This is a genomic window from Methylobacterium sp. Leaf102, assembly GCF_001422425.1.
In the GTDB taxonomy this organism is placed as follows: Bacteria; Pseudomonadota; Alphaproteobacteria; order Rhizobiales; family Beijerinckiaceae; genus Methylobacterium.
In genome coordinates this window covers 472,708-493,042 of record NZ_LMMX01000023.1, presented here as the reverse complement: position 1 = coordinate 493,042, position 20,335 = coordinate 472,708, and the positions used below count along the sequence as shown (strand labels likewise).

Annotated in this window: 20 protein-coding genes; 8 read left to right on the top strand and 12 right to left on the bottom strand. The window is 70.5% G+C overall.

Annotated features, from left to right (window positions below):
* Positions 1-11: 11 nt before the first annotated feature.
* The gene (locus ASF27_RS13780) at positions 12-890 is read left to right on the top strand and encodes an NlpC/P60 family protein (RefSeq protein ID WP_056360802.1); all 879 of its coding nucleotides are present in this window, start codon (positions 12-14) and stop codon (positions 888-890) included.
* On the opposite strand, the gene ASF27_RS13775 is transcribed toward ASF27_RS13780, so the two are convergent.
* The 4 genes from ASF27_RS13775 to ASF27_RS13760 form a co-directional block, all read right to left on the bottom strand.
* Entirely contained in the window at positions 868-1,326 is a 459-nt protein-coding gene (locus ASF27_RS13775; protein WP_056172687.1) for a low molecular weight phosphatase family protein, read from the bottom strand. The two genes, ASF27_RS13780 and ASF27_RS13775, sit on opposite strands and share 23 nt — an antisense overlap.
* Positions 1,327-1,467: 141 nt before the next feature.
* Positions 1,468-1,965: a UPF0262 family protein gene (locus ASF27_RS13770; RefSeq protein WP_056173010.1), complete on the bottom strand. Its 498-nt coding sequence runs from the start codon at positions 1,963-1,965 to the stop codon at positions 1,468-1,470.
* 7 nt (positions 1,966-1,972) lie between these two features.
* Positions 1,973-3,268, bottom strand: coding sequence for a histidinol dehydrogenase (hisD, locus tag ASF27_RS13765; protein ID WP_056172684.1), 1,296 nt, complete (start codon positions 3,266-3,268; stop codon positions 1,973-1,975).
* The gene (locus tag ASF27_RS13760; RefSeq protein WP_056360799.1) at positions 3,265-3,732 is read right to left on the bottom strand and encodes a DUF2948 family protein; all 468 of its coding nucleotides are present in this window, start codon (positions 3,730-3,732) and stop codon (positions 3,265-3,267) included. The genes hisD and ASF27_RS13760 overlap by 4 nt, the downstream gene beginning before the upstream one ends.
* 312 nt (positions 3,733-4,044) lie before the next feature.
* On the opposite strand from ASF27_RS13760, the gene ASF27_RS13755 reads away from it, so the two are divergent.
* Positions 4,045-4,359 (top strand): hypothetical protein, encoded by a 315-nt coding sequence (locus tag ASF27_RS13755; RefSeq protein WP_056267120.1) that lies wholly within the window; start codon positions 4,045-4,047, stop codon positions 4,357-4,359.
* 38 nt (positions 4,360-4,397) lie between these two features.
* Here the strand turns inward: ASF27_RS13755 and murA are convergent, their stop codons facing one another.
* Positions 4,398-5,687 carry a UDP-N-acetylglucosamine 1-carboxyvinyltransferase gene (gene murA / locus ASF27_RS13750; protein WP_056172677.1) on the bottom strand — a complete coding sequence of 430 codons (1,290 nt, stop codon included), beginning with the start codon at positions 5,685-5,687 and terminating at the stop codon, positions 4,398-4,400.
* Positions 5,688-5,823: 136 nt separating this feature from the next.
* A complete protein-coding gene (locus ASF27_RS13745; RefSeq protein WP_056360796.1) occupies positions 5,824-6,054 on the bottom strand; it encodes a hypothetical protein in 231 nt (76 codons plus the stop codon).
* A gap of 424 nt (positions 6,055-6,478) precedes the next feature.
* Between ASF27_RS13745 and hemA the strand changes: the two genes are divergently transcribed.
* Positions 6,479-7,795: a 5-aminolevulinate synthase gene (hemA, locus tag ASF27_RS13740; protein WP_056172672.1), complete on the top strand. Its 1,317-nt coding sequence runs from the start codon at positions 6,479-6,481 to the stop codon at positions 7,793-7,795.
* A gap of 3 nt (positions 7,796-7,798) precedes the next feature.
* Here the strand turns inward: hemA and ASF27_RS13735 are convergent, their stop codons facing one another.
* Positions 7,799-8,317 carry a TspO/MBR family protein gene (locus ASF27_RS13735; protein WP_056266811.1) on the bottom strand — a complete coding sequence of 173 codons (519 nt, stop codon included), beginning with the start codon at positions 8,315-8,317 and terminating at the stop codon, positions 7,799-7,801.
* 262 nt (positions 8,318-8,579) lie between these two features.
* Here ASF27_RS13735 and ASF27_RS13730 point away from each other — a divergent pair, with 262 nt between their 5' ends.
* Positions 8,580-9,758 (top strand): aminotransferase class V-fold PLP-dependent enzyme, encoded by a 1,179-nt coding sequence (locus ASF27_RS13730; RefSeq protein WP_056360793.1) that lies wholly within the window; start codon positions 8,580-8,582, stop codon positions 9,756-9,758.
* 75 nt (positions 9,759-9,833) lie between these two features.
* Positions 9,834-10,262, top strand: a complete 429-nt coding sequence (locus tag ASF27_RS13725) for a hypothetical protein (RefSeq protein WP_056360791.1) — start codon at positions 9,834-9,836, stop codon at positions 10,260-10,262.
* A gap of 7 nt (positions 10,263-10,269) precedes the next feature.
* Here the strand turns inward: ASF27_RS13725 and mdoH are convergent, their stop codons facing one another.
* Complete coding sequence (gene mdoH, locus ASF27_RS13720) at positions 10,270-12,174, bottom strand: glucans biosynthesis glucosyltransferase MdoH (RefSeq protein ID WP_082479091.1); 1,905 nt, start codon at positions 12,172-12,174, stop codon at positions 10,270-10,272.
* 227 nt (positions 12,175-12,401) lie between these two features.
* Between mdoH and ASF27_RS13715 the strand changes: the two genes are divergently transcribed.
* Positions 12,402-13,877 carry a glucan biosynthesis protein gene (locus tag ASF27_RS13715; RefSeq protein ID WP_056361058.1) on the top strand — a complete coding sequence of 492 codons (1,476 nt, stop codon included), beginning with the start codon at positions 12,402-12,404 and terminating at the stop codon, positions 13,875-13,877.
* A gap of 15 nt (positions 13,878-13,892) precedes the next feature.
* On the opposite strand, the gene ASF27_RS13710 is transcribed toward ASF27_RS13715, so the two are convergent.
* Positions 13,893-15,005, bottom strand: coding sequence for a hypothetical protein (locus tag ASF27_RS13710; protein ID WP_056360788.1), 1,113 nt, complete (start codon positions 15,003-15,005; stop codon positions 13,893-13,895).
* Between the two features lie 166 nt (positions 15,006-15,171).
* Between ASF27_RS13710 and ASF27_RS13705 the strand changes: the two genes are divergently transcribed.
* Positions 15,172-17,490, top strand: a complete 2,319-nt coding sequence (locus ASF27_RS13705; RefSeq protein ID WP_056360786.1) for a Tex family protein — start codon at positions 15,172-15,174, stop codon at positions 17,488-17,490.
* A gap of 4 nt (positions 17,491-17,494) precedes the next feature.
* On the opposite strand, the gene ASF27_RS13700 is transcribed toward ASF27_RS13705, so the two are convergent.
* The 3 genes from ASF27_RS13700 to ASF27_RS13690 form a co-directional block, all read right to left on the bottom strand.
* Complete coding sequence (locus ASF27_RS13700; RefSeq protein ID WP_056172654.1) at positions 17,495-18,001, bottom strand: phosphate-starvation-inducible PsiE family protein; 507 nt, start codon at positions 17,999-18,001, stop codon at positions 17,495-17,497.
* 78 nt (positions 18,002-18,079) lie between these two features.
* The gene (locus ASF27_RS13695) at positions 18,080-18,640 is read right to left on the bottom strand and encodes a DUF4337 domain-containing protein (RefSeq protein WP_056172651.1); all 561 of its coding nucleotides are present in this window, start codon (positions 18,638-18,640) and stop codon (positions 18,080-18,082) included.
* Between the two features lie 127 nt (positions 18,641-18,767).
* Entirely contained in the window at positions 18,768-19,655 is an 888-nt protein-coding gene (locus ASF27_RS13690) for a peptidylprolyl isomerase (RefSeq protein ID WP_056360783.1), read from the bottom strand.
* A gap of 253 nt (positions 19,656-19,908) precedes the next feature.
* Between ASF27_RS13690 and ASF27_RS13685 the strand changes: the two genes are divergently transcribed.
* A complete protein-coding gene (locus ASF27_RS13685) occupies positions 19,909-20,229 on the top strand; it encodes a hypothetical protein (protein WP_056360780.1) in 321 nt (106 codons plus the stop codon).
* The last annotated feature ends 106 nt before the right edge of the window (positions 20,230-20,335 follow it).

Here is a 20,335-nt window from a genome sequence, read left to right as displayed (position 1 = left end):
GATAAGTGGTCATGCTCGACGACCTTGCCGATCTCTCCGACCCGCGCCTCATCCCGGCCCGACCCGATCTGGCCGACATCCGCCTGCGCGGCCGGATCGCGGCGGCCCAATACGTCGTGGGCGAGGCCCGCCGGGTGGTGGTGCCGTCGGCCCCCCTGCGGCGTGCGCCCCGGTTCGATGCCGCCGTCGACACCGAGGCGGTGATGGGCGACGCGGTGACCCTCTACGAGGCCGAGGAAGGCTTCGCCTGGGTCCGACTCGGACACGACGGCTATGTCGGCTACCTGGCGGAGGCCGCCCTCGGGCCGGTCGATCCCGCGCCGACGCACCGGGTCACGGCCCTGCGGACCTTCCTGTATCCCGGCCCCGACCTGAAGCTCCCCGCCACCGGATACCTCACCCTCGGCGCTCGTCCGGCGGTGGTGGGCGAAGCGGGCGGGTATCTCCGCCTCGCCACGGGCGACCATGTCTTCGCCGGCCATTGCGCCGCCCTCGATCGGGCGGAACCGGATTTCGCCGCCACTGCCGAGCGCCTCGTCGGAACCCCCTATCTCTGGGGCGGCCGCACAAGCCTCGGCCTCGATTGCTCGGGTCTCGTCCAGCTCTGCCTCGATCTCGCCGGCATCGCGGCGCCCCGCGACGCCGACCAGCAGGAGGGCGGTCTCGGTGCAGCCCTCCCCCTCGGCCTCGACGGGCTCGCGCGCGGCGACCTCGTGTTCTGGCGCGGCCATGTCGGGCTGATGCTCGATGCCACCCGGCTCATCCACGCCAACGGCTTCCACATGGCGGTGGCGGTGGAACCGCTGCGCGACGCCGTCGCCCGCATCCTGGAGAAGAGCTACGGACCCGTGACCTCGATCCGACGACTCATCCCTTCAGCCGCGACTTGATGCGGTAGATCAGGCCGTCGCGCACGTCGCGATAGCCGTCGAGGCGCTGGTCGCGGGAGCCTTCGTGAAAGTTCGTCGGGTCGGGCGTCGGCCAGTACTCCACCTCCACGGCGTTGGTGCGGGTGAGCTCCAGGGCGGCGTGGTGGGCCTCGGGCGCCAGGGTAACGATGAGGTCGAAGTTCAGCCCCTCCCACTCCTCGAGTTCGGCGAGCGTCCGCGGCTTGTGGCGCGTCGCATCGATGCCGATCTCGTCCAGCGCGGCCACCATGAACGGATCGGCGGGCTCGCCCGAGCGGACCCCGGCCGACTGCACGTAGATCGACTTGCCGAAGTAGTGGCGCGCGATGGCCTCCGCCGCCAGCGAGCGCACGGCGTTGAAGTTGCACATGAACAGGGCGGATTGGACACGCTTCTTCGGGCCGGCCTCGTCCGCCATCCGGTCACTGTCTCCGGGCGCTGGAGTCGACGGCTCCAGGTCTTAGTGAACGATATCTTGGTGGACGAGGTCTTGGTGGACGCACGAAGCCTTCGGGGTGCGGCTGCCGCGCGATGGACGTCACGTTCGGGAGAGCGCCGCTCAGGCCTTCCAATGCAAGGCAAAGACCAGGGTGAACAGGCGCCGCGCGGTCTGGTGGTCGAGGTCGACCTTGCCTTCGAGGCGCTGCTTCAACAGGTCCGAGGCTTCGTTGTGCAGGCCGCGCCGCCCCATGTCGATGGCCTCGATCTGGGTCGGCGAGGCCGTCTTGATGGCGTTGTAGTAGCTCTCGCAGATCATTTCGTAATCGCGGATCACCCGCCGGAACGGGGTCAGCGACAGGAGGTGCGTCATCACCGGATCGCCGGATTCGTGGCGGATCGCGAAGGCGAGCTTGCTCTCGACCAGCCCCAGGGTGAGGGCGAACGGCCCCTCGCGCCCCGGAATCGCGAAGCTGTTCTCTTCGAGGATGTCGAAGATCGCGATGGCGCGCTCGTGCTCCTGGTCGGGGTTGCCCCGGCCGATGGACTCCTCGTCGAGGGTCACCGCCACGAGGCGGTTGGGAGATTTCGGCTCCGTGGATTTGGCCGCGCCGGGCATCATCGCCTCACAGGTTCAGGCGGATGGCCACCGAGCGGGCGTGGCCTTCGAGACCCTCCGACCGTCCGAGGGCGATGGCCGAGGGTCCGAGCGCCCGCAGGCTCTCGGGGTCGCAGCGCAGGATCGTCGTGCGCTTCATGAAGTCGAGGACGCCGAGCCCGGACGAAAACCGCGCCGAGCGCGCCGTCGGTAGGACGTGATTGGGGCCGCCGACATAGTCGCCGATGGCCTCCGGCGTGTGCGAGCCGAGGAAGATCGCCCCGGCGTTGCGCACCTTCGCGGCCAAGGCCTCGGCGTCGTCCGTCTCGATCTCAAGGTGCTCGGGCGCTAGGCGGTCGACCAGGGGCACCGCCTCGTCGAAGTTCCGCACCACGACGATGGCGCCGTAATCACGCCAGCTCGCCCGGGCGATCTTCTCACGCGGCAGGGTGACCAGGGCGCGCTCGACGGCCTGCTCGACGGCGTCGGCGAGCTCGGCCGAATCGGTGATGAGGATCGATTGGGCGGCCTCGTCGTGCTCGGCCTGAGCGAGAAGGTCGGCCGCGACCCAGTCCGGATTGGCGTGGGAATCGGCGAGGATCAGCACCTCGGACGGGCCGGCGATCATGTCGATGCCGACCTGCCCGAACACCCGGCGCTTGGCCGCCGCGACCCAGGCATTGCCCGGCCCGACGATCTTGGCCACAGGCGCGATGGTCTCGGTTCCGTAGGCCAGGGCCGCCACGGCCTGGGCACCGCCGACACGGTAGACCTCGTGGACGCCGGCGAGATCGGCGGCGGCGAGCACGAGGGGGTTCATCGCCCCCTCCGGCATCGGCACCACCATGACGACGCGCGGCACCCCGGCGACGCGGGCCGGAATCGCGTTCATCAGCACCGAGGAGGGATAGCTCGCCGTCCCGCCGGGTACGTAGAGGCCGACGGATTCGAGGCCGGTCCAGCGCCAGCCGCTGGTGACCCCGAGGGCGTCCGTGCCCATGTGGTCGCCCGGCACCTGGCCTGCATGGAAGGCTTCGATGCGGGTGGCGGCGAAGCGCAGGGCTTCCAGGGCGTCGGCCGGACACGCGGCGATGGCGGCCCGGATCTCATCGGCCGTCACCCGCAGGGTCGCGGTGGTGAACGCCTCGCCGACGCGGTCGAAGCGGCGGGTGTAGTCGACGAGGGCCGCGTCGCCGCCCGCGACCACGCCCGCGATGATGCCCCGAACGGTCTCGTCGACATCCTCCGAGATCTCGCGCTTCACCGTGAGCAGGCGGGCGAAGCTGTCCGCGAAATCGGCGGCGCCGGAATGGAGGCGGATCATGCGTTGCGTCCCTCGACGGCGGCGCGGGCGGCGGCGACGGCCTCGTGATCGGGTCGGCCATCGACCTCCCAGACGGGTCCGAGATCCTTCATGCGCACCTCGATGCATTCGAGGTCGAGCTGGATCGCGGCATTGCCGGCGAAGATCAGGGTGGCGGTGCCGGACGGAGCCTCGCCCGGCGTGAAGGTGACGGCCAGGAGTTCGAGGGGGGTGTCGGACGACGCGCCCGGTACGATGCCGCGGCTGCGCACGCCGAGCACCCGCTCGAAATGCACGCCCGTCAGGCGTCGACGCGGCGCCGTCCCCTCCTCCGTCGACCAGTCGAACCGCCGGGCCACCAGCACGAAACGATGGGTGTCGGTGAGATAGGCCAGATCCTCGGCCCGCAGGATCGCGTCCTGCAGGTGAGCCGAGATCACCGCGAGGTCGTCGGAATCGAGGGCGGCGAGCTTCAGAAGCTCCATGGCGGGGTGTCGCGCTCTTCGGATTGAACCGGGCCGATCCCGGAACATGGCAACTCTTGCGTCCCGTAGGTAGCGAGGCCGTCGGCCCACGGCAACCATGGGCGCGCGGGCGTTCGTACGACGGGGCGCGGGACGGCGTGGCGCGGGACGGCGTGGCGCGGGGCGGCGTGGAACGAGAGGTCTCAGCCGTCGTTCATCCGCATCGGTCTAGGTCTCGTCCCCGAGACCCTCCAAGCTCGGCCCCCGCGACCCATCGGCGAACACGTCGGCTCGGGCGACGGGGATGACGGAAAGGACAGTTCGGTGAAGCGCATTCTCCTGGCGATCGCGACGGCCGCGACCCTCGGTACCGGCCTCGGCGCGTTCGAGGCCAAGGCTCAGTATTACGGCGGCGGCTACGACGACGACCGTCCCCGGCGTTTCGAGCGCCGCTACGACGAGGACCGCTACGAGCGCCGCCGTGACCGCTACGACGATCGCTTCGACGGACGTCCCCGCGGCGGACGCGGCGGCAGCATCTGCGTCACCGCGCGCGGCAATTGCGGCACGCGGCCCGCGCCCTACAACGCCCCCTGCGGCTGCGAGATTCCCGGCTTCGGTTTCAAGCGCGGCGCCGTCGGCGGCTGATCATTCCGCGCCGGCCCGTCGGGGCCGGCGCGCCTCACCTACGAGCGGACGCGGGTGATCTCGGCGCCGCAGCGCGCGAGCTTGGCCTCCAGGGCCTCGAAGCCGCGATCGAGATGGTAGACCCGGTTGATGCTGGTCTCACCCTCGGCCGCGAGCCCGGCGATGACCAGCGACACCGAGGCGCGCAGATCCGTCGCCATGACGGGCGCTCCCTTGAGACGCTCGACGCCCTCCACGATGGCGAGATCGCCTTCGAGGCGGATCCTGGCGCCGAGGCGTGCAAGCTCCTGCACGTGCATGAAGCGGTTCTCGAAGATGGTCTCGCGGATGTTGGACTGGCCCTTGGCCAGGGTCATCAGGGCCATGAACTGCGCCTGCAGGTCCGTGGGAAAGCCCGGGAACGGATCGGTGGTGACATCGACGGCCGCGATGCCGCCGCCGTTGCGGCGGATGCGGATGGTGTCGGTGCCTACCGTGATCTCGGCGCCCGTGGTCGACAGCACGTCGAGGGCCGAGTGCAGCAGGTCGGCCCGGGTGTTCTCCAGGGTGACGTCGCCGCCGGTCATCGCCACCGCCATGGCGTAGGTCCCGGTCTCGATCCGGTCGGGCAGCACGTCGTGGCGGGCGCCGTGCAGGCGCGAGACACCCTCGATGGTGATGCGCGGCGTACCGGCGCCCTCGATCCGGGCCCCCATCTTGGTGAGGCAGGCCGCGAGATCGACGACCTCGGGCTCGCGTGCGGCGTTCTCGATGAGAGTCGAGCCGTTGGCGAGCGCCGCCGCCATCAGCGCCACGTGGGTGCCGCCGACCGTGACCTTGGGGAAGTGGATCTCACCCCCGCGAAGACCGTTCTTCGCCTTCGCCACCACGTAGCCGCCGTCGACCTCGACGGTGGCGCCGAGGCGCTCCAGCGCCATCAGCAGCAGGTCGACGGGCCGCGTGCCGATGGCGCAGCCGCCCGGCATGGAGACGCGGGCCTCGCCGAAGCGCGCCAGCAGGGGCGCGATCACCCAGAAGCTCGCCCGCATGGTCGAGACGAGTTCGTAGGGCGCCGTGGTGTCGATGACGTTCGAGGCGGTGAGCCGGATGGTCTGCCCGGTCTCGGTGGTCTGGCCGGGACGCTTGCCCACCACCATGTGGTCGACGCCGTGGTTGCCGAGGATGCGCAGGAGCGCGTTGATGTCGGCGAGCCGCGGCACGTTGCCGAGCTCCAGGGTCTCGCCGGTCATCAGGCTGGCGATCATCAGGGGCAGCGCGGCGTTCTTGGCACCCGAGATCGGGATCACGCCGTTGAGCGGCCTGCCGCCGATGATGGTGATGCGGTCCATTGCTGTCCAACCTTACGCTCTGGTCCCGCCCCCGGGGGACGTTCGGACCGGTCTCGCGGAGAGCCCGCGGCCCGCCTTCCATGTCGTTGAGCCGGCGTATACGCGAGTTTTGTCGGAAAAGGGATTGCGGCCCAGCTCAGGCCGGATCGCCCTCGGAGGGTTGCGGCGGATCGCCATCCGGCGGACTGGCGTCCGGCGAATTCGCATCGGACGGATCGGGAGGATCCGGGGGCGTGGGTCCGGTCCCGTCCCGAACCCTGCCGTCCGGCGCCTCGGAGCGACCGCGCACCTGCGCCTTGCGGCGTCGGAGATTCTCCCGCAGGGCCGCCTTGAGGCGCTCGGCCCGCCTGTCCGTCTGATGGGTCATGGTTCTCCAAGCGGCCTCGGGGTGGCACGCCAACGCTTCAATCCGCTCGCGGCTTCGATGGGAAGCCGATTTTTCGATCGTCGCATCGGCGTCCTGCCGCGAAACCCGGACGGAGCGGCTCCCACGCGACGCATCGCCACGACGACGGCGCCTATCAGGCAGCCTCACCTGGCGGCACCGTCAAGCTGCAGACCAGGGCTGCGGTTGTCGACTTGAACCAATTCCAAGTTCGCCTGTATCGTGCCGTCCGCGCTGGGAAAGCCAGCCACGACGCGGAGCGTTCGCTGTCTCCCGAACAGGCGGCGACGACGCTTTGCTAAAACCAATCGCGAAGACCCCGTCTGGCAAGAGGGTCCGCGCGGAAACGACCCCGCCAGAGGCCGCGATCCCACCGCCGGCCAATCAGCCCAAGCGTGAAGGACGGATGCCCGTGAACCGGATGCCCGCGACGAGCGAGATCACCGAGAGCCGCAAGATCCAGAAGACCCGTCCGGGTCGGACCCAAGCCGATTACGACGCCTACTTCCGCACCGCCCTCGACCACCTCCACACCGAGCGCCGCTATCGCGTCTTCGCCGATATCGAGCGCATCGCCGGACGCTTCCCCACGGCGCATTGGCGCAAGCCCGACGGCGGCACCTCCGAGATCACCGTGTGGTGTTCGAACGACTACCTCGGCATGGGCCAGCACCCCGACGTGGTCGGCGCCATGACCCAGACGGCGGCGCGCTGTGGCGTGGGCGCCGGCGGCACCCGCAACATCGCCGGCAACAATTCCCCCCTGGTGGACCTCGAGCGCGAACTCGCCGACCTGCACGGCAAGGAGGCGGGCCTCGTCTTCACCTCGGGCTACGTCTCGAACCAGGCCGGCATCTCGACCATCGCCAAGCTGCTGCCGAACTGCCTGATCCTGTCGGATGCGTTCAACCACAATTCGATGATCGAGGGCGTGCGCCATTCGGGCTGCGAGAAGCGCATCTTCCGCCACAACGATCTCGCCCACCTCGAAGAGCTCCTCATCGCGGCGGGCGACCGCCCGAAGCTGATCGCCTTCGAGAGCGTCTATTCCATGGACGGCGACGTCTCCGACATCGGAGCCATCTGTGACCTCGCCGAGCGCTACGGCGCCATGACCTACCTCGACGAGGTGCACGCCGTCGGGCTCTACGGCCCGCGCGGCGGCGGCATCTCCGAGCGCGACGGGGTGATGCACCGCGTCGACGTCATCGAGGGGACCCTGGCCAAGGGCTATGGCTGCGTCGGCGGCTACATCACCGGGTCCACCGTCCTGTGCGACGCCGTGCGCAGCCATGCGCCGGGCTTCATCTTCACCACCGCCCTGCCGCCGGCCATCGCTGCCGCAGCTCGCGCCTCGGTCCGCTACCTCAAGCGCTCGAACGTCGAGCGCGAGGCGCACCAGCGCCAGGCCAACCGCACCAAGATCGCCCTCGAGGCCGCCGGCCTGCCGGTGCTGCACACGCAGACCCATATCGTGCCGGTGATGGTCGGCGATGCCGAGCTGTGCAAGGCGGCGGCCGACCATCTGCTGGAGCATCACGCCATCTACATCCAGCCGATCAACTACCCGACCGTGCCGCGCGGCACCGAGCGCCTGCGCATCACCCCCTCGCCGTTCCACGACGACGCCAGGATCGCCAAGCTGACGGCGGCGCTCATGGAGACATGGGACACCCTCGACCTGCCGCGCGCCGGCACCGTGTTCGTGGAAGCCGCCGAGTAGGGCTCAGTTCAGCCGCCAGAGCGCGAAGTTCAGAACCGTCGCGAAGCCGACCCAGGCCGCGTAGGGCACGAGCACTCCGGCGGCGGCACGGTCGAAGCGCCACGACAGGCGGATGGTCCAGAGGATCATCACGAACATCGCCCCCGAAACCACCACGCCCGTGCCGATGGCGTGAGCGGCGAAGAAGGTCGGGGTCCACGCGGCATTGAGCGCAAGCTGGACCGCGAAGGCGATCACCGCCAGCCGCCAGCCCTCCCGGGTCGGCCCCGTGCGCGGCTTGGCGCCCAGGAGCCGCCACGCCGAGAAGGCGATGAGTCCGTAGAGGATCGTCCACGCGACGGGGAACGCCCAGTTCGGCGGGTTGAAGGACGGTTTGGCGAGATTCGCGTACCAGCCCTCGATGTTGGAGCCCGTCGAGAGCGACCCGACCAAGCCCGTGAGGACCACGGGCAGGATCGCCGCCGCCAGACGGGGATAGCGGGGCAGGGCCGGCTGGCCGGGCACATGCAGGGTAGCGGTCATCCGTCTCGGGGTCCTGGTTTCAGTGTCTCTGGGCGACAAGTCTCGGAGCGGCCGACACGGCTACCGGGGGGCGACACGGTCTTCGGAGGCTGGCGTCGGAACGCTGTTCGAGGGGCCATGGTTTCATGAAGCCGGCCCCGGACTCGGACCCAGCGACGGGTCCGTGCCATGGGGTCCGTGCCACGGGGCCGGCGCCGTCGCCAGGAACGCGTCCTGAAGACCTCCACCTTCCCCCAGACCCGCGAACGACAGGACCGGAGCCATGCCGGACGAAACCACGCCCCACCCCTTCCAGGCCCGCAGCCTCGCGGCCCAGGCCATGGGGCGAATCGAACCGGTGACCCGGGCCGTGGTGGCGCCGCTCCACGTCTCGACCACCTTCCTGCGCGATCCGGACAACGGCTATGCGTCGGGCTTCTCCTACGCCCGGCCCGACAACGCCACCGTGCGCGAGGCCGAAGCCGTCATCGCGATGCTGGAGGAGGCGCGAGCCGGGGCCATGCTGTTCGGCTCCGGCATGGCGGCGGCCACGGCCGTGTTCACCGCCCTGGAGCCCGGCGACCACGTCGTCGCCCCCCTGGTGATGTACTGGGCCCTCAAGCGCTGGCTGCGCGAGGAGATGCCGCGCCGGCATATCGCCATCGACTTCGTCCCCATGGACGATCTCGATGCCCTGCGGGCCGCCCTGCGGCCGGGCACGACGAAGCTCGTCTGGATCGAGACGCCGGGCAATCCGCTCTGGACGGTGACCGACATCGCCGCCGCCGCCCGCCTCGCCCATGCCGCGGGGGCACGGCTCGCCGTGGATTCCACCGCCGCCTCGCCGATCCACACGCGGCCCCTCACGCTCGGGGCCGACATCGTGATGCATTCGGCCACGAAGATCCTCAACGGGCATTCGGACGTGGTCGCGGGCGTGCTCGCCGGCGCCGAGGCGGACGCGTTCTGGTCGCGACTCGGGACGATCCGCGCCGGGGGCGGTGCCATCCTCGGACCGTTCGAGGCCTACCTGCTCATGCGGTCCCTACGCACCCTGCACCTCCGGGCCGCCGCCCAATCGGCCTCGGCCGCGGAACTCGCCCGCCGCCTCGAGAGCCATCCGGCGGTGAGCGCCGTGCTGTATCCGGGCCTGCCCGACGATCCCGGACATGCGGTCGCCGCGCGCCAGATGGACGGCGGCTTCGGCTTCATGCTGTCGATCCGGATCGCGGCCGGCGAACAGGCCGCCGTCGCCGCCGCCGCCCGGGTCCGCCTGTGGAAGCGCGCGACCTCCCTCGGGGGCGTCGAGAGCCTCATCGAGCACCGGGCCTCCGTCGAGGGGCCGGGCTCGCCCTGCCCGCCCGATCTCCTGCGCCTATCCGTTGGTATCGAGGCCGTCGACGACCTTTTCGGGGATCTCGACGCGGCCCTGCGGGGGGACGACACCCCGGACAGGCAGTGATTTTCCTCGCGGACGTACGGGGCCAATGCCGAAGCTTCGCGTTGTCGGCTGAGAGTTCCCCCGGAGAGACCCGCGATGACGAAAGCCCGATCCCTGCTTGCCGGCCTCACTGCCGGCCTCGCGGCCCTGCTGCTCGCGGGGGCGCCCGTTTCGGCGGCGGACGGTCCGCCGAACCTCGACATCGAGAAGACCTGCCGCTCCGCCGCCTCGGCCAACGTCAACGACAACGCCAGCAAGGACGGTTGCCTGCGCTCGGAGCGTTCGGCCCGTGACGAGGTCAAGCGCCGCTGGGGCGAGTTCACGCCGGCGGCCAAGCGCCAGTGCGAGAAGCAGTTCGATGCCGGAGGGTTTCCGTCCTACGTGGAGATGGTCACCTGTCTCGAACTCGCCAGCGGCACGGGGCTGAAGTCCGACGGCAAGCAGGGCGGCGACAGCGTCACGAAGGAGCCGGCCCCGAGCCAGCGCACCGACCCCATCGAAGTCCTCGGCAAGCCGGCGCGCTGACGCCCGCTCAGGACACCGGGGCCTCGCTGGCCCGGAGGTCCGCGACCTCGGCGAGGTTCGGCCGTTCCGCCCGGACCTCGGTGCCGCCGCGCGATTGGGCCAGGGCGGCGAGATCGGGCGCGCGCCGCGTGTCGTCGACGGTGAGGAACAGGTCCAGGTCCTGCGCCCGCCGGCCGAGATCGGCCCGGCTGGTCAGCACGCTCTGGGCCGGGCTCGACAGGAGGCCGAGGGCCACGGGCGCCATCCACAGGGCGAGCCACGGGTCGGCGGCATAGGCGAGCACGCCGGCGAGGAGGCCACCGGCCACCAGGGTGTCGACCTGCAGCCGGCAGGCCTCCGCCCACGGCACCCGGCGGTCGTCACGGACCTGCACGTCCCAGCGCACCACGCGCCCGACGAAGGTGGTGGCGACGGCGCCCGCCGCGAACAGGGTCATCACCGGCCAGAGCAGCACCCAGATCACCTGTTCCAGCGCCGCGCTCTTCAGGAGCGACGCGGTGCCGCCGAAGGCCGCCCGGCGCTCCGCCGAGACGAGGACGTGGCCGAGGCTCAGGGCTTTCGGCAGGGCGAGAACGAGGACGACGAGGGCCGCGAGCCCATGGGCGGCCGCCCCCGTGCCGGTGAGACCGTAGCCGAGGAGACCGAGATCGCCGGTGGTCGCGGCCTGGACGGTGCCGAGCGCCAGGAACGCCACCCAGAGCGGGCAGGCCATGTAGGAGAGGATGCCGACGGCGAGGTGCCAGCGGCTGGCGGGGCGCAGGCCCGGCATGGGCACGACGCGCAGGTGCTGCATGTTGCCCTGGCACCAGCGGCGCTCGCGGCCGAGCAGATCGACGAGGTTCGTCGGCATCTCCTCCCAGGTGCCGCCCATCTCGGGCAGCAAGCGCACCTCCCAGCCGGCCCGACGCAGGAGCGCGCCCTCGACGATGTCGTGGCACAGGATCTCGCCGCCCAGCGGCGCCTTGCCGGGCAGGACGGGGAGTTCGGCGTTGTTGGCGAAGGCCTCGACCCTCAGAATCGCGTTGTGCCCCCAGTAGCTGCCATCGGGCCCCTGCCACGTTTCCAGGCAGCGGATCGACAGGGGCGCGTAGAGGCGCACGGCGAATTGCTGGACGCGGGCGAACAGGGTGTCGCGGCCGGTGGCGTAGCTCACGGTCTGGATCAGGCCGACGCGGGGGCTCTCCTCCATCAGACGGGCGAGGCGGCGCATGGCCGCGCCGGTCATCAGGCTGTCGGCGTCGAGCACGATCATGAAGTCGTACTCGGCCCCGTAGGTCCGGCAGAACTCGGCGATGTTGCCGGCTTTCCGCCCGGCATTGTCGTGGCGGCGGCGGTAGCGCAGATGCGGCAGGCCGGGACCGTTCTGGGCCGCCCAGGCGGTGATGCGGGAAAATTCGTGCTCCTCCACCGCCGCGATGGCGCCGTCGCGGGTGTCGGACAGGACGAACAGGTCGATGTCGGACCCGTCGCCGCCCTCGCGCTGGAGCGAGCGGGCCATGACCCGGAGGGCCGCGAACACCGCGACGGCGTCCTCCGCGTGGATGGCCACCACGGCGGCCGTCCGGCTCCGGCCCGAAGCGATCGCCGGCACGGTCAGGGAGCGGATCTCGAGGTCCGACTTTGCCCGGTCGCCGAGGGCGTCCGCGACGAGGCCGTAGACGTATTGCCAAGCCACGAACGACTGCCAGGCCATCACCAGGCAGAACAGGACGAGGACGGAGCCGGCGAGCCAGCCGGTGGGCGGGCCGTAGGCGATCCCCGCCAGGGTCGCGATGAGGGCGGCCGTCGCCAGGGTGGGCCCGGCCAGCATCAGCCGGCGTGCGAGGAGGGAGTGCTCCGAAGCCGGTCCGCCGGGGATTTCACCGCCTGGGATTTCGGCAACCTGAGCGTCGTGCGACAACCGCTGGGACATGGGGCGCGGGACTCTCGTACGAGGGGAGCCAAGCGATGCCCGATCACGGGGACAGGCACACGATGGGCGATGGCAACGGTGGGGACGGGAACGGGCCGACCGGCCCCGTCTCGCGGCGGCAAGCCCTGCAGACGCTCGGCGCGGCCACGGGCATGCTCCTGCCTAGTATCACCGATCTGAATGGTGCCCGAACGATGGCTGCTCCGCTTTCCGACCGGACCACGGCCATGACCTTCGCGGAGCTTTCCGAGCGGGCGAAGGCGCTCGCCGCCAGCCCGTACCGGCCGCACGCCGACGACCTGCCACCCACCCTCCAGACCCTGACCTACGATGGCTACCGGGGGATCACGTTCCGCCCCGCGGCGAGCCCGCGCCTGGGCACCCACTTCTCGGCGCAGCTGTTCCACCGCGGCTTCCTGCAGGCCAAGCGCGTGGACCTCTACCTCCAGCCGGCGGAGGGGCCGCCGAAGCCCATCGCGTACGGCCCGGAGCTGTTCGACCTCGGCCCCGCGTTGCAGGGCCAGACCTTCCCGGCCGACCTCGGCTTCGCGGGCTTTCGCCTCCACTACGCCTTCGACGAGGCCCGACCGGCGATCCAGGAGGAATTCCTCGTCTTCCTGGGAGCTTCGTATTTCCGCCTGCGCGGCAAGGGCCAGGAATACGGCCTGTCGGCGCGGGGGGCGGCCATCCGCACGGGCGGCCCGGGCGCCGAGGAATTTCCGGACTTCACCGCGTTCTGGATCTGCGAACCGAAGGACGACGCCCGTACCCTCGAAGTACTGGCGCTCCTCGAATCCCCGAGTCTGACGGGCGCCTACCGCTTCGTCGTCGCACCGGGCGATCCCTCGACCCTGCGGGTCGAAGCCTCGCTCCACCCGCGAAAGGCCATCGACCGCCTCGGGCTGGCGCCGCTCACCAGCATGTTCCTCCACGGGCAGAACGGGCCGGGTGCGCCGGGTGCCGAGCCCTTCGACGATTTCCGCCCCCAGGTCCATGATTCCGACGGCCTCGCCGTCGTCACCCGGGGCGACCGGCTGTGGCGGCCCCTGGTGAACGGGCGGCGCGATCCGCAGGTCTCCGCCTTCGCCGTCGATCCCCTCGACGGGTTCGGTCTGCTTCAGCGCGAGCGGAATTTTGCCGCCTATCTCGACGTCCAGGCCCGTCACGAATACCGGCCGGGCCTGTGGGTGACCCCGGAGGCGGGGTTCGGCGCCGGTGCGGTGCAGCTCTTCGAGATCCCATCGCGCGAGGAGTACATGGACAACATCGTGGCGGCGTTCGTGCCGGCCGCCCCCGTCGCGGCGGGACGCCCCCTTGCCCTGCGCTACACCCTGGCGACGGTGGGCGCGGAGCCGGCGCGCGTCGTGCCGGGAACCCTCGCCCGCGTGGTGTCGACCCGCGTCGGCTCGGCCGAACGCCTGCGTCCGACCACGCCGCCGAGCCCGGGCCGGCGCCTCTACGTGGTAGATTTCGAAGGGCCGGGCCTGCCCCGCGATCCGGCGGCCGCCCTCGCCGCCGACGTCTCGGCCAGTGCCGGCACCCTGGTGGACCCGGTGGTCGAGTTCGTGCCCCAGACCGGGGGCTGGCGGCTCTATGTCGAGTGGCGCCCGCCCGCCAGCCGCCCGCCCGGCGACGTGGTGCTCCGCGCGCGCCTGCTCGTATCGAGCAGGGCCGTCACGGAAATCTGGGACGCGGCGGCCTGAACGCCCAGGTTCGAGTCACGGGGCCGGGGCGCGCTTGCGCAGGATCATGTCGCCCCGGAACACGAACTTCTGGGCGCGCTTGCCGGTGTCCACCTCCGTGGTGAACACGTTGCCCTTGGAATCGATGGCGAGGTTGTGGACCCAGTGGAAATCGCCGGCCATGCGGCCGTTGCGGCCGAACGCGCCCACCACCGCGCCGGTGTCGCGTTTCAGGGTCCGGACCTCGTTGTTGGCTCCGTCGGCGTTGAGGAGGTAGGTCTGCTCGGCATCGGGCCACAGGGCGAGTTCCCAGACCGAGCCGTTGGCCAGGGTGTTCTTCTCGACGAAGAACTCCTTCACGAAGCGGCCGTCCTTGTGGAACACCTGCACCCGGTCGTTGGCCCGGTCGCAGATGTAGACGAGGCCGTCGCGGGCGATCTGGACGCAGTGGACGGGGTTGCGGAATTGCTGGGCCGGCGCGGCGGCCGGATCGTAGGGCGGCAGGGCCTCGTCGGTGGGCGGCTTGCCGTAGGCGCCCCACATCCGCTTGAACGCGCCGGTCTCGGCATCGAACACGATGACCCGGTGGTTGAAGTAGCCGTCGGCCACGAAGAGTTCGTTGGTCTCGGGGTCCACCTGCATGGCGGCCGGGCGGCCGAGCCGGGTGGTGTCGAGGCTGTTGGTCTGCGGACCCTGTTTGCCGATCTGCAGGACGAACTTGCCCTCCGGCGTGAACTTCAGGATCAGCCCATCCTGATCGCCGTTGCCCGCGAGCCACACGAAGCCCTTGTGGTCGATGTGGATGCCGTGCTCGTTCTGCGGCCAGTCGTAGCCCTGCCCCGGGCCGCCCCAGGACCGGATCAGTATACCGGCCTGATCGAACACCAATACCGGCGGGGCCGGCACGCAGCACTTCGTGCGCGGCGGGTCGAGGCTCGCCGCCTTCTCGTCGTCCGTGAGGGAGCGGGGCCGCTGCACCACCCAGATCCGGTCCTCGGCATCCACGGCGACGCCGGAGGCTTGGCCCATGATCCAGTTGTTCGGCAGGGCCTTCGGCCAGGCCGGATCGACCTGGAAGGTCGGCGGCTCCGCCGACGCCGGTCCGAGGAGCATGAGCCACAGCACGGCCGGCCCAAATCCGAGCTTCATCACCACCTCCCCGAGACGTCTGTTCTTGGGCGCGAGACGTCTGTTGACGTCTGTTCTTGGACGAAAGTGTCTGCCCGGATCGCGGCGTTGTCCAGCGACGGCGATGCCCGTTTGACCGTCCGGCGCGCGGACCTGTAGACACCCCGGCCCCACCGGGAGACGCTGCATGGCCGCCATCAACGCAATCCTCGCCGCCGAACTCGGCGTGGCCGAGTGGCAGGTGAAGGCCGCCGTCGATCTCCTCGACGGGGGCGCCACGGTCCCGTTCGTCGCGCGCTACCGCAAGGAAGTCACCGGCACCCTCGACGACACGCAGTTGCGCACCCTGGAGGAGCGCCTCGCCTACCTGCGCGACCTCGAAGCGCGGCGCGCGGCGGTGCTGGAGAGCATCGAGGCCCAGGGCAAGCTCGACGCCCCCTTACGCGCCCGCATCCTCGCCGCCGACACCAAGGCGCGGCTGGAGGACCTCTATCTGCCGTTCCGGGTGAAGCGCCGCACCAAGGCGCAGATCGCCCGCGAGGCCGGCCTCGGGCCGCTGGCCGATGCTCTTCTGGCCCGGCCCGACCAGGCGCCGGAGGCGGCGGCCAAGGGCTATGTCGATGCGGGCAAGGGCGTCGCCGACACCGACGGTGCGCTGGAGGGCGCGCGGGCGATCCTCATGGAGCGCTTCAGCGAGGACCCGGAACTGGTGGGGTCCTTGCGGGAAACAGGCTGGCAGCGTGGCCGGATGGTCGCGACGGTGAAGAAGGGCAAGGCGGCGGCGGGCGAGAAGTTCGCCGACTATTTCGCGTTCTCCGAGCCCCTCACCCGCCTGCCCTCGCACCGCATCCTCGCGCTCTTCCGGGGCGAGAAGGAAGATGTGCTCGACCTCGACCTGACCGACGCCGTCGGCGACGAACCGGCCAAGGGACAGCCCTCCGCCCAGGAACTGCGCATCGCCAAGACGTTCGGCGTACGCGACGCCGGCCGACCGGGCGACGCGTTCCTCATGGACACCGTGCGCCGGACGTGGCGGACGAAGCTCAAGCCCAGCATCGACACGGACCTGCGCGCGCGCTTGTGGGCCGTGGCCGAGACCGGCGCCGTCGGTGTGTTCGCCGGAAACCTGCGGGACCTGCTGCTGGCGGCGCCCGCGGGCGCCCGCCCGACCCTCGGCCTCGATCCGGGCTTCCGCACCGGTGTGAAGGTCGCGGTGGTCGATGCCACCGGCAAGGTGGTGGCCATCGACACGATCTACCCGCACGAGCCGCGCCGCGACTGGAACGGCGCCCTCGTGACGCTCGCCAAGCTCTGCCGCGCGCACGGCGTCGAACTCGTCGCCATCGGCAACGGCACGGCGTCGCGCGAGACCGACAAGCTCGCGGCGGACCTCATCGCCAAGCAGCCCGAACTGAAACTCACCAAGGTGATGGTCTCGGAGGCCGGCGCCTCGGTCTACTCGGCCTCCGCTTATGCCAGCGCCGAGCTGCCCGACCTCGACGTCACGATCCGCGGCGCCGTCTCCATCGCCCGGCGCCTGCAGGACCCGCTCGCCGAACTCGTGAAGATCGAGCCGAAGGCCATCGGCGTCGGACAGTACCAGCACGATCTGGCGGAGGGGAAGCTGTCCCGCTCCCTCGATGCCGTGGTGGAGGATTGCGTGAACGGCGTGGGTGTGGACGTGAACACCGCTTCCGCGCCCCTGCTCGCCCGGGTGTCCGGTCTCACCGAGCGGGTCGCCTCCAACATCGTCGTCCACCGCGATGCCAACGGGCCGTTCCGCAGCCGCGCCAGCCTCAAGAAGGTCGCGGGCCTCGGGCCGAAGGCCTACGAACTCGCCGCCGGCTTCCTGCGCATCCGCGACGGCACCGATCCCCTCGACGCCTCGGGCGTCCACCCGGAGGCCTACCCGGTGGTGCGCCGGATTCTCGCCGCCGCCGGCCAGCCGATCCAGGCGGTCATCGGCAATGCGGGTACGCTTCGCGGGCTCGACCCGAAAAAGTTCACCGACGCGACCTTCGGCCTGCCCACGGTCACCGACATTCTCTCCGAGCTGGAAAAGCCCGGCCGCGATCCGCGCCCGGCCTTCAGGACAGCGACCTTCCAGGACGGTATCGAGAAGATCTCCGACCTTAAGCCCGGCATGCGCCTGGAGGGGGTCGTTACCAACGTCGCCGCCTTCGGCGCGTTCGTGGATGTCGGCGTGCACCAAGACGGCCTGGTGCACATCTCGATGCTGGCCGACCGGTTCGTGAAGGACCCGCGCGACGTGGTCAAACCCGGCGACGTGGTGCAGGTGCGCGTCGTCGAGGTCGATCCGAACCGCAAGCGCATCGCCCTCTCCATGCGGTCGGACGATGCGGACACGTCCCGCCCCGGCCGGCGCGAGGAGCGCCCGGCCCCCGCACGGATGCAGGCCGCCCCGCCGCCGAAGGCCGGAGCGGAGCCCGGCGGCGCCATGGCGGAAGCCCTGCGCCGGGCGGCCGAATCCAAGCAGCGGCGCTGAGCGCCTACTCCTGTCCCGCCACCTGCTGATCGTCGCGGGCACGGTGCAGGAGGAAGATCGACAGGACCATGACGAGGATGAGCCCGGCGAGCACGCCGAGCTCGATCATCGAGATGCGAAACAGCGCCTCGCGCTCCGGCGTGAGCGGGCCATGCGTGACCTCGGACGATTGCAGGGTGATCACCAAGACCCGCCGGATCGACGCGATGAGGCCGACGATGAGGAACGGCTCGCAGGTGAGCTTGCCCGAGCGCATGGAGACCCGCACCGTGTGCAGGATCTCCACCAGCATCAGCAGGAACAGGAGCCGGTCGACGATCTCCAGGAGCTTGCCCGATCCGCCGAGTTCGCGGATCGCCCCCACGAGGAGCCCGGTGGCATCGACGAGCGCCAGGATCGCGGTGGCCGCCAGAAGCACCCCAAGCACGGCGTAGACCGCGTGCTCCGTGTGCATGAACAGAAAGCCCGAGGCCCGCGTGAGCCGGCTTTCCCCGTCCGCATCGTTCGCCATGGCGTATCCACCCCGGCGCCGGCTTCAATCACCGGTCGCAGGAAGAATTTGACAGGCAAACCGACCGCTTGTCGAGTATTAGTGGAAGAACGGCAGCACGTGGGGCGCGTAGAGACCGAAGCCGAGCATCGCCAATCCGGCGAGGCCGATGAGGGCGCCGCCGAAGACCAAGGCCGCGATGCCGGTAATCACCTCGGCCGACGCGAGCACGATGCCGATCTGGAAGGCGGCGGAGCCGAACTCGTAATGGTGATAGCGGTGGAGCGCCTTGTCGCGCACCTCCTGGGCGTGCCGGGCCTTCTCGCTGAGTTCCTTGCGGCCCTCGCCAGTGGCGGGCTCGCTGTCCCAGCGGGCCATGGTCTTGGCCCACTCGGCGCGCTTGGCCTTGATCGCCTCCGAATTCGCGGCGTCCGGCGGCAGCAGGGCCAGGGTCTCGTCGGCGGTCTTGAGGATGGTGCCCCGGATGGTGCGGGCCTGGAAGTAGGCCCATTGATTGGACGATTCGACGTTGGCGCTGAGCGCCTCCGTCTGCGCGCCCTTGGCCAGGGTCTCGGCCAGCGCAAGGAACAGCGCCAACACCGAGATCAGCAGCGCCACGCGCTTGTTGGAGCTTCCGCCGCCCCCGTGACCACCCGACATGCTGCCCCCTCGATTCGACGGGCGCAGTCACAGCCGATCCCGGAGCCAAGCGCAACCATAAACCGCGCAACCATCGATACGCGCGCCCCGCCGAATGCGGGGCACGCCGGTTTCCGGGTCACTGGACTCAGGGCTTCTTGGGCTCGCCCTTCCCCTCGGCTGGGGCGGCGCCCGTGCGCTCGACCTTCGCGGCCTCGCGCAACTTGAGGATGAGATCCTGCTGGGTCTTGCGGGTGATGTACTGCTCGACCTGCTCCTTCATCTCGGCGAAGGTCGGCACCGGCTTCACGCGCTTCTCCTCGACCTTGATGACGTGCCAGCCGAACTGGGTCTTGATCGGGTCCGAGACCTGCCCGGCGTTGAGCTTGAAGGCCGCCTCTGCGAAGGGCGCCACCATGCGCTCCTTCGTGAACCAGCCGAGATCGCCGCCCTCGGCCTTCGAGCCCGGGTCCTTCGAGGCCTCGGCCGCGACCTTCGCGAAGTCCTCGCCCCCCTTGATGCGCACGGCGATCTTCTTCGCGTCGTCCTCGTTGTCGACGAGGATGTGGCGCGCATGGACCTCCTCGTCCGGCTTCATCGCCTTCACGGTCTGCTCGTAGAGAGCCTTGGCCGCCTCCGGCGTCACCGCCTTCTTGGCCTCGCGCTCCAGGTACTCGTCGAGGAGGAGCTTATCGCGGAAATAGGCGAGCTTGCGCTGGAAGTCCGGGGACTCGGCCACCTTGGCCGCGTCGGCGGCCTGCGCGCCGACCTTCAGGTCGACCATGTAATCGACGAGCAGATTCTTCTTCTGCGCGTCGTCCACGCCCGGCAGGGACAGGGCCGGATCGTCCGACGCGATGGCCAGATCGCCCTGGGTGATCGGGGCGCCGTTCACCTTCGCCACAACCGTCTCGGGCGCCACGACGGGGGGGGCCGGCGCGGGGGCGGCGGGCTGCTGCGCCTGGGCGCCGGCCAGGGGCGTGGCCAGGAGCAGCGCGAGGGCGCTGGTGCGCAGGAGGGCGTGGGTGATGGGCATCGCGGCGTCCTTCGGGCAGGGCGCCTCGCTGCATCCCCGCCTCACCGTGCGGTCGGACTCGGTGCGAGGCGTGATCGGTGCGAGAGTTGGCGGCGGCCGGAAGGCCACCGGAATCACGCCCTCACAGGTGGCGTGCGCCGGCGTCGATGGCAAGCCGGGCGGGCCACGATCCATCGCATCCGCCGGGTTGCGGCGAGGCCGCCTTAACGGATCGGGGCGTAGGGTCCGTCCGATTTGTTCCGGGAGGTGTCGCGTGCGTGCAGATTCGGTCGCCCTCGCTGTGGTCCTGCTCGGCGCCGGTCTCATCGGCGGTGCCTCGGATGCCGAGGCGCGCGGGCGCCGCAGTCCGGGTGTGGCGTTCGTCCCCGCCGCCACGGGCAGCATCGGTTCAACTCCGGCCGGACCGGTGCGGCAGGAGCCCGCCACGAGCCTGGCGATGCCGCGCCCGATCCCGTCCGTCGTCACCCCCCTCGTGACCGCCCCCGCTCCCGTCAGGGACGTCCGTACGACGCAGGTCTGGTGCGGCAGCGGACGCATCGTCGGCTCCGGGGCCGGGTTCTGCGAGATCAACTGATTCGTCCCTGCCGCCCGCTTCCGGCAACCGGGCGTGAGAACCCCGGCCTGAGGCCGGGTTGACGACATCATGCGCTTAGGGCGGGCGCCCGGTATCGGAGCGAATG